This window comes from Patulibacter sp., assembly GCF_030655195.1.
In the GTDB taxonomy this organism is placed as follows: Bacteria; Actinomycetota; Thermoleophilia; order Solirubrobacterales; family Solirubrobacteraceae; genus Patulibacter.
The window spans coordinates 26,615-34,663 of record NZ_JAURWA010000062.1 but is presented as its reverse complement, the minus strand read 5'-3'; the positions used below and the strand labels follow the sequence as shown (position 1 = coordinate 34,663).

9 protein-coding genes are annotated in these 8,049 nt (G+C 75.6%); 7 read left to right on the top strand and 2 right to left on the bottom strand.

The features are described 5' to 3' along the window. The 3 genes from Q7T67_RS06780 to Q7T67_RS06770 all read left to right on the top strand — a co-directional run. A partial coding sequence (locus Q7T67_RS06780) for a glycoside hydrolase family 5 protein (protein ID WP_304787326.1) occupies positions 1 to 1,430 on the top strand: 1,430 nt, incomplete at its 5' end. 102 nt (positions 1,431 to 1,532) lie between these two features. After that, positions 1,533 to 2,696, top strand: coding sequence for a M20/M25/M40 family metallo-hydrolase (locus Q7T67_RS06775; protein WP_304787325.1), 1,164 nt, complete (start codon positions 1,533 to 1,535; stop codon positions 2,694 to 2,696). Between the two features lie 70 nt (positions 2,697 to 2,766). Further along, positions 2,767 to 3,492 (top strand): TIGR00730 family Rossman fold protein, encoded by a 726-nt coding sequence (locus Q7T67_RS06770; protein ID WP_304787322.1) that lies wholly within the window; start codon positions 2,767 to 2,769, stop codon positions 3,490 to 3,492. Between the two features lie 27 nt (positions 3,493 to 3,519). On the opposite strand, the gene Q7T67_RS06765 is transcribed toward Q7T67_RS06770, so the two are convergent. Together Q7T67_RS06765 and Q7T67_RS06760 are read right to left on the bottom strand one after the other, a co-directional pair. After that, on the bottom strand, positions 3,520 to 4,416 hold the full coding sequence (locus Q7T67_RS06765) for a hypothetical protein (RefSeq protein WP_304787320.1): 897 nt from the start codon (positions 4,414 to 4,416) through the stop codon (positions 3,520 to 3,522). Then, positions 4,332 to 4,688, bottom strand: coding sequence for a rhodanese-like domain-containing protein (locus Q7T67_RS06760; protein ID WP_304787318.1), 357 nt, complete (start codon positions 4,686 to 4,688; stop codon positions 4,332 to 4,334). Before Q7T67_RS06760 ends, Q7T67_RS06765 begins: the two co-directional genes overlap by 85 nt. A 93-nt stretch (positions 4,689 to 4,781) precedes the next feature. On the opposite strand from Q7T67_RS06760, the gene Q7T67_RS06755 reads away from it, so the two are divergent. From Q7T67_RS06755 to Q7T67_RS06740, 4 genes are all read left to right on the top strand, one after another. Further along, the gene (locus Q7T67_RS06755) at positions 4,782 to 5,219 is read left to right on the top strand and encodes a Fur family transcriptional regulator (RefSeq protein WP_304787316.1); all 438 of its coding nucleotides are present in this window, start codon (positions 4,782 to 4,784) and stop codon (positions 5,217 to 5,219) included. Positions 5,220 to 5,331: 112 nt separating this feature from the next. Next, positions 5,332 to 6,489 (top strand): acyl-CoA dehydrogenase family protein, encoded by a 1,158-nt coding sequence (locus tag Q7T67_RS06750; protein WP_304787314.1) that lies wholly within the window; start codon positions 5,332 to 5,334, stop codon positions 6,487 to 6,489. A 145-nt stretch (positions 6,490 to 6,634) separates the two neighbouring features. Further along, entirely contained in the window at positions 6,635 to 7,261 is a 627-nt protein-coding gene (locus Q7T67_RS06745; RefSeq protein ID WP_304787311.1) for a metallopeptidase family protein, read from the top strand. Between the two features lie 83 nt (positions 7,262 to 7,344). Beyond that, positions 7,345 to 7,989 carry a hypothetical protein gene (locus Q7T67_RS06740; RefSeq protein ID WP_304787309.1) on the top strand — a complete coding sequence of 215 codons (645 nt, stop codon included), beginning with the start codon at positions 7,345 to 7,347 and terminating at the stop codon, positions 7,987 to 7,989. Positions 7,990 to 8,049 lie beyond the last annotated feature (60 nt).

The following is an 8,049-nucleotide window of genomic DNA, read 5'->3' as shown; positions in this document are numbered from 1 at the left end:
CGGCCGCCCGGGCCGACGCCCCCGGCGTCATCGGGCGGCGGGACGCCCTGCGGGTCCGCGTCGACCCCGGTGGCGAGCGCACGCTGCGGACGGCCTCGGGCCGCCGGGTCGTGCTCCGCGGCGCCAACGTCATCGGCCTCCTGGACTACGGCGGCGTCCACTCCGTCGTCGGCGTCACCCCGGCCGACGGCGCGCAGGCCGCGGCCCTGGGGCTGAACGTCGTGCGCCTCGGCGTCTCGTGGTCGAAGGTCCAGCCCGCGCCCGGGATCATCGACCAGGCGTATCTCGCCGACGTCGAGCGGGCCGCCCGGGTCTTCGCGAACCGCGGCATCTACGTGCTGCTGGACATGCACCACGACCGCTACGCCGCAAACCTCGGTCAGCCGCTGGACACCGAGGCCGACGGGGCGCCGAAGTGGGCCGTCGACACCGGCAGCGCCTCGTGCGACTCGCGGCTGGGCGGCGCGCTGGGCTTCGGGGGCTACTACCAGACGGCCTGCGCCGCGACCGCCGCGAGCGCGCTGTGGAAGAACCGCGTCGTCGCCGGCAAGCCGTTGCAGACGCACTACGCCGAGGCCGTCGAGGCCGTCGCCGCGACGGGGAAGGAGCTCGGTCCGGCCTACGCCGGCATCGAGCTCTACAACGAGCCGCGCAGCCCGGAGCCGAACCTGCCCGAGGGCTGGGCCGCGCGCGAGCTGTGGCCGATGTACAAGACGCTGATCACCCGCCTGCGCGCCGCCGGGTCCACGGCCCCGATCTGGTTCGACAGCACCGGCACCGGCGTCGCGCGGTTCAGCGGCGACGACGACCTGGTCTACGCGCCGCACGTCTACGACGACGTCTACGACCGGGCCCCCGACGCCGGGACCGGTGCCCGCCTGCGCGCCGCCTACGACGGCGTGGTCTCCCGGGCCCGGGGGTTCGGTGCGGCCGCCGTGGTCGGCGAGTTCGCCGGGGCGCGCGGCGGTCCGTGGGAGTCCTACCGCCAGGCCGGGCTGGGCGACCAGGACCGCACGCTGACCGGCGGCATCGTCTGGGTCTGGAAGCAGCACCCGTCGAAGGACTACGGCTGGGGCGTCCTGCAGCCCAGCGGGGCGCTGCAGCCCGACGGCGCGCTCGCGACGGACCTCGGCCGACCGCGACTGGTCGCCGCCGCCCCCCGGGTGGTCTCCCACGGGTACGACGGCACGACGCTGACGGTCGTGACCCGCGGCGCGGGCGTCGTGGAGCTCTGGAACGGCGTGGCGAAGGGCGCTGCCGCCGGTCGGGGACGGGCACCGGTGCTCACGCTCGACGGCGCCGCGCCGCGGGCCGCCGCCCGGGTGCGCTCCGCGGGGGCGAAGGTCGCGGTCCCCGGAGCGGTCCTCGGCGGTCGCCGGATCCGCCTCACGGTCCCCCGCGGCACCCACACCCTGCGCCTGCGCCCCTGAGCGGTCGGCCCGCCCGCGGCACGATCGCCCGCGGCGGGACGGCCCGCCGCGCTACCGCCCGCGGCACGGCGCCCGGCGGACCGCCCGTGCGAAGGTGACGGCATGGCCGCCCCCGTCGAGGACCCCACCGTCGCGGCGCTCCTGGCCGCCGCGGACGCCGTCGCCGCCGACGCCATGGCGTTGATCGAGCCGCTCGTCGCGGTCTCCTCGCCGTCGGGCGACCACCCCGGTCTCGAGCGGTGCGTCGAGCTCGTCGCGGCCGCCGTGCCCGCGGACGCCGAGATCGAGCGGATCCCCTGCTCGACGACCGGCAGCGCACCGGACCTGCTCGTCCGGGTGCGGGGCACCGGGAGCGCCCGGATCGTGCTGCTCGGCCACCTCGACACGGTGATCCCCCACGACCGGCATCGCCCGCTGGAGCGCGACGGCGACCGCTGGACCGGCCCGGGCACGTTCGACATGAAGGGCGGCGACGCGCTGGCGGTCGGGGTCCTGAACGCTGCGGCCACGGTCCCGGGCGCGCGCGAGCTGTTCTCGGAGGTCGTGCTGCTGCTCGTCGCGGACGAGGAGTGGCGGACGGAGGAGTTCGTCCACGGCCCCCGCTTCGACGGCTGGGACGCCTGCCTCTGCTTCGAGGGCGGTGAGCGGACGGCCGACGGCGACGAGGCCGTCGTGGTGCGGCGCAAGGCCGCCGCGGCGATCGTCGTCCGTGCGGCGGGCCGCTCCGCCCACGCGGGCTCCCGTCCCGACGACGGGCGCAACGCGCTGGCGGCCCTGGCGCGGGTGGCCCTCGACCTCACCGCCGTGCACGACCCGCGGGGCCGACAGGAGCTGAGCGTCGTCCCGACGATGATGCGCAGCGGCACCGCGCTGAACGTCGTCCCGGACGACGGCGAGCTGATCGTCGACGTGCGGGCCGGGGAGATCGACGCGCTCGAGCAGGTCCTCGCGAGCATCCCGAACGAGAAGTTCGACGTCGCGCTCGAGGCCCGCTTCAGCCGCGTCTGGCCGGGGATGGACCACCGCGAGGCCGCCGCGCCGGTCCTGGCCCGCGCCGGAGAGCTGCTCGGACGACCGATCGTCGCGTCGGGCCGCGGCGGCGCGTCGGACGCCAGCCACCTGGCCTCGTGGACCCGCGTGGCGATCGACGGTCTCGGGCCGCTGGGCGGGGGCGCGCACGCCGTCGACGAGCACCTCGACGCCGGCACCCTGCGGGACCGCGCGGCGGTGGCCCTCGCCGTGCTCGCGGGCGTCCTGGCGCCCTGAACGACGGCCGCGGAGGCCGCCCGCGGGGGACCCGTCCGGGGTGGGCCGGGCGGGCGTTAGAGTCGAGCCGGTGACCGATCCCGTCCGCCGTCCCGGGTCCGCCGACGAGGAGCTGCTCAGCGCCGAGTGGGCCGCCGTCGAGACCGAGCTCACCGACCCGCAGCGCATCGACCGGATCGCCGCCGAGCTCGAGATGGCCTTCCGGACGCTCGCCGACGTCCGCCGCGGCATCACGATCTTCGGCTCCGCCCGGATCGGCGAGGGGACCCCGGAGTACGAGCTGGCCCGCACGCTCGCCCGACGGCTGGCGACGGAGGCCGGCGCCTGCGTCCTGACGGGTGGCGGCCCCGGGATCATGGAGGCGGCCAACCGGGGCGCGCACGAGGGCGGGTCCGGGTCGATCGGCCTGCTCATCGACCTGCCGTTCGAGACCGGCGCCAACCCGTACGTCGACCTCCCCGTGCCGTTCCACTACTTCTTCACGCGGAAGGTCTCGTTCGTCCGGTACTCCGACGCGTTCGTGGCCATGCCCGGCGGGTTCGGCACGCTCGACGAGCTCTTCGAGGTGCTCTGCCTCGTGCAGACGAAGAAGATCCGTCGCTATCCCGTCGTCCTGGTGGGGACCGCGTACTGGGGCGGGCTGGTGGACTGGATCCGCGAGCGCGTCCTGGCCGAGGGCCTGATCTCGCCGGGCGACGAGGACCTCGTGACGTGCACGGACGACCTGGACGAGGTCGTCCGGATCTGCAGCGCCGCCTGCGACCTGCGCTCGGGCCCCGCCGCCCGGCGGCGCTGAGCGCACGACGCCGCGACCCCGCCGGGATCAGGGGCCGGGGACCAGCGGCGTCCAGCCCGGCCAGTCGAACGGGACCGCCGTCGGGGAGAGCGCCGCGGTGCAGGCGGCGGCCGTGGCGGGGTCGCCCGCGAGTCCCTCGGCGAACGCGACCGCCTCGGCGTCCGGTGCGGCCAGTCGGCGGGCGCGCTCCAGGACGGCCGGCTCGTCGAGGGCGTCGAGCGTGCGGCCGTCCGCGCGCACCGGGCCGACCGCCAGGGGCTCGCCGTCCGGCGCCAGCGCGCCGTGCATCGAGACGTAGCTCAGCAGCTCGGGGCAGCGCGAGCCGTCCGCGAAGCACGCGCGGACCCCGCCGAGCCGACCCAGCACGTAGTTGCGTCCGAGGCTCTCGCTCGCGTTGACGACGTCGAGCTCGTCCGGGCGCAGCAGGAGCACCCACGCCCGCAGGACCGTGCCGGGGGAGCGGGCGACGGTCGCCGGGACGTAGCCGGCGTGCACGTGGGCTGACCACACCGCGTCGAGGTCGTGCACCGCCAGCTCGAGCACCGGCACGGCGACCGGGCCCGCCGGGAGGTCGCGGAGCTTGCGCGCCAGGGTCTCCGGGGACGGGTTGGAGCCGTAGCCGAGCACCGCGGTCCGCGGGCCGGGCTCCACACCGAGCTCGTCCTGCAGTGCGCGCCACGTGCAGGTGCGGTCGCCGTCGCGCAGGAGCGTCCCGGGGCCCCAGGGCGTCCGAGGGGCGACGAGGGGGAGCGGCCCCCGGCGGGTGAAGACGTAGGACGCGGCGGGCTGCGCGAAGGGGTACCGCGCCGCGCGGGCGGCGAGCGCGGCGGCCTCGGCGCTCAGTGGTCCGCCACGACGCCGCCGTCCGGGGAGAGCGGCCTCCCGGACGCGTCCCAGGCGAGGATCCCGCCCCGCAGCGACCACGCGTCGTAGCCCGCCTGGCGCAGCGCCTGGGCCGCGACGGCGGAGCGGCCGCCGATGCGGCACTGGACCACGAGGGTCGCGTCGCGGTCGAGCTCGCCGGCGCGGGCGCTGAGCTCGGACAGGGGCAGGTGGACCGCGCCGTCGATCCGGCCGGCGTCCCACTCGTAGGGCTCGCGGACGTCGACGAGGACGACGGATCCGCGCTCCAGCTCGGGCGCGAGCTGGTCGACGTCGACCTCGAGGCCGGGCTGGTCGAACACGGGGGAGGGCATCCCGGGCACGGTACCGCGCCGGGCCGGCGGCGCCCGGCGGCCGGGCGCAGGACGGACGGCCCGTGCGTCGCGCGGCACGCGTAGAATGCCGGTATGAGCACCGCCCCGACCCCCACCGACGTGGACGCCGACCTCGTCGGGCGTCTCCGTGGTGCCGGGTTGCGCGTCACGCCGCAGCGGCTGGCGCTGCACCGGCTGATCGCCGCGGAGCACCGGCACCTCACCGCCGAGGCCCTGCTGCGCGAGGCCTCCGCCACGCTGCCCGGGCTGGCCCTGCCGACGGTCTACTCGACCCTCGAGCTCTTCGCCGAGCTGGGCGTCGTCCGCCGCGTCGCCGTGCCCGGCGCCGCGCGCTACGACACCGACCCCACCCCGCACGACCACTTCACGTGCGTGCGCTGCGGGCAGCTCTACGACCTCGACACCAGCGCCGGCCGTGCCGCCGCGCGCCGTGCCGCGGAGTCCGCCGGCCATGCGGTCGAGTCCGCGTCGGTGGTCGTCTCGGGCGTCTGCGCCGCCTGCCTGGCCTGATCGGCGGGGCACGGACCCCCACCGCGGCGCGGGGGCCCGGGCCCAGACCCGGCAGGGCGCCGTGAGGCCCCGCCACACCGGGTCGGGACCGCCCGGGTCGTAGGATCGGTGCATGCCCGTTCTCGGATCCGAGCTCTACGACATCCCCGAGGAGCTCATCGAGTTCCGCGACGCGATCCGTGAGATCAGCCGCGACAAGATCGCTCCCGGGGCGGCCGAGCGGGACGAGAAGGCCGAGTACGGCTGGGACGTCAAGACGCTGCTGGGCGAGCAGGACATCCTCGGCCTGGCGGTTCCCGAGGAGTACGGCGGCACCCACATGGGGACGCTCATGCTGCAGATGGCGGTGGAGGAGATCGCCAAGGTCGACGCCTCCGCCGCCCTCATCCTCATGGTCCAGGAGCTCGGGTCGCTGCCGATCCGCCTGTTCGGCTCGGACGAGCTGAAGCAGCGGTTCCTGCCGAAGGTCGCCACCGGCGAGAACATCGCGGCGTTCGCGCTGTCGGAGCCCGAGGCCGGCTCCGACCCCGCGTCGATGAAGACCCGCGCGGTCCGCGACGGCGACGAGTGGGTCATCAACGGCTCCAAGAACTGGATCACGAACACGTCGGTGGCCGACTTCTACGTCGTCTTCGCCAAGACCGACGACGAGACCGGGCGGATCACCGCGTTCGTCGTCGAGAAGGAGCGCGAGGGATTCTCCTACGGGCCGCTCGAGCACAAGATGGGCATCCGCAGCTCGCCCACCGGGTCGCCGGTCTTCGAGGACGTCCGGGTGCCGCACGAGAACGTCGTCGGCGAGGTCGGCCGCGGCATGTCCGTCGCGCTGGGCACGCTCGAGCGCACGCGTCTCGGCGCCGCCGCGCAGGCCGTCGGCATCGCCCAGGCGTCGATCGACTACGCCGCGGCGTACTCGAAGGAGCGCATCGCGTTCGGCAAGCCGATCTCGTCGTTCCAGGGCCTGCAGTGGAAGCTCGCCGACGCCGAGACGCGCACCGCCGCGGCCCGCGAGCTGCTCTACAAGGCCTGCGCCATGGCCGACCGCACCGGCCAGGGCGAGGGCTTCGGGAAGTGGAGCTCGATGGCGAAGCTCTTCGCGTCCGAGACGGCGATGGCGGTGACCGTCGACATGCTCCAGATCCTCGGCGGCTACGGCTTCGTCAAGGACTACCCGATGGAGCGCTTCATGCGCGACGCGAAGATCACCCAGATCTACGAGGGCGCGAACGAGATCCAGCGCGTCGTCATCGCGCGCTCGATGGTCGGTTGAGCGGCGACGGCCGGGCCGCGGGGACCACGGACGTGGACGTCGTGTCCCGGCCCGCGCGGGCCGGCCGCCGGGGCCCTTCGACGGGCGTCGGGGCCGCGATCCCCGTCCCGGCCCTGCCGGACCGGCCCTCGCGTACAGTGGCCTGATGACCGTTCGCACGCCTCTCGTCGTCGCCGCGGTGGGCGTCTGCCTGGCGTCGACGCTGACCTATCTGCTGATGGGCGGCTGGACGAGCGAGCCCCTCGTCGCGGCGGTCCAGAAGATCGGCGTCGTCGGCACGGTGATCGGCGTGATCGTCGGCGTCCTGGCGCTCATCGTCGGGCGCCTGTCGGACTACCGCGAGCCCGAGACGGACGAGGAGTTCGAGCGCGTGGTCGCCCGGACGGAGTACCTCGCGGAGCAGGGTCTGGCCGTCGAGCCCGACGAGGGCGAGTTCATGGCGAAGGACCCCTACGACGACACCGACTTCGCCGAGCTCGTCCGGGACGCGCTCGACGACCTGCCGGACCTGCTGATCGGCGTCCTGGACACGAACGTCGCCGTGGTCATCTCCGACGACGGTCGCCGGCACGGCGCCTACGGGCTGTACATGGGCGACGGCGCCACCCGGGACGAGCACTCCGACCGCATCATGATCTTCCGCGACACCCTGCGCCGGGACTTCGGCCACGACGCCGACCTGCTGCGCGAGCAGGTGACCATCACGGTCCGCCACGAGCTCGCCCACCACGTCGGCTTCGACGAGCTCGGGGTCCGCGACCTCGGGCTGTAGCGCGGGGGGCCCGGGCCCTCCGCCCGGCGCGACCGCCTCGACGGCGGCATCCGCGCGGCCGGGGCGGGCGTAGGTTCTGGGACATGGTCCGCGCGCGCCCCCTCCGCCTCCGCACCGGCACGCTCGTTGCGCTCCTGGGCGCCGGCGCCGTCCTGGCCGGCTGCGGCGGCGACGATCCGTCGCCCTCCGCCTCGGCGACGACGACCACGCCGACCACGACGCAGCAGGCCCCGTCGACCACCGCGCCGTCGACGACGATCCCCGCCCCGAGCGCCGACGAGCTCCGCGCCGAGCGCCGGGCGTTCCCGGACCTGCCGCCGCTGCGCGAGGTTCCGCAGACCGCCACGGACCCGGCGGACGCCGGGGACCGGAAGGTCGCCGAGCAGTGGTTCGACCTCGTCCGGCGGGGCCAGGACGAGAAGGCCGCGGGCCTGATGGCCGACGGCGCGCGCTTCTCGAACTTCGACGTGCTGCTCGTGAAGAACCGCGCCGCCCGCGTCGCGGTCGCCGGGAGCCTGCCGTGCGGCGCGACGCCCGTCAGCGTCGGCGGGGCGGAGGGCGGCTACGTCGTCCTGACCCTGAAGCTCACGGACAAGGCCGGCGAGGCGCCGTGCGACGGGGCGGGCGCCCCGGTCGCCGTCGCCCTCCACGTGGAGGACGGCAAGATCGACGACTGGGTGCGCGTCCAGGCCGACGACGCGCCGATCAACCGCGGCGCGCCCGTCTGAGCCCGTGTCGACCGAACTCCGGGTGGTCCCGACGCCGACCGTCCGCGGATCCCGGCTGGG

What these genes read in the sequence shown, in the direction of transcription:
- Q7T67_RS06745 (WP_304787311.1), top strand. Translation starts at nt 6,635, where the DNA reads ATGACCGTTCGCACGCCTCTCGTCGTCGCCGCGGTGGGCGTCTGCCTG.
- Q7T67_RS06740 (WP_304787309.1), top strand. Translation starts at nt 7,345, where the DNA reads ATGGTCCGCGCGCGCCCCCTCCGCCTCCGCACCGGCACGCTCGTTGCG.
- Q7T67_RS06750 (WP_304787314.1), top strand. Translation starts at nt 5,332, where the DNA reads ATGCCCGTTCTCGGATCCGAGCTCTACGACATCCCCGAGGAGCTCATC.
- Q7T67_RS06775 (WP_304787325.1), top strand. Translation starts at nt 1,533, where the DNA reads ATGGCCGCCCCCGTCGAGGACCCCACCGTCGCGGCGCTCCTGGCCGCC.
- Q7T67_RS06755 (WP_304787316.1), top strand. Translation starts at nt 4,782, where the DNA reads ATGAGCACCGCCCCGACCCCCACCGACGTGGACGCCGACCTCGTCGGG.
- Q7T67_RS06760 (WP_304787318.1), bottom strand. Translation starts at nt 4,688, where the DNA reads ATGCCCTCCCCCGTGTTCGACCAGCCCGGCCTCGAGGTCGACGTCGAC.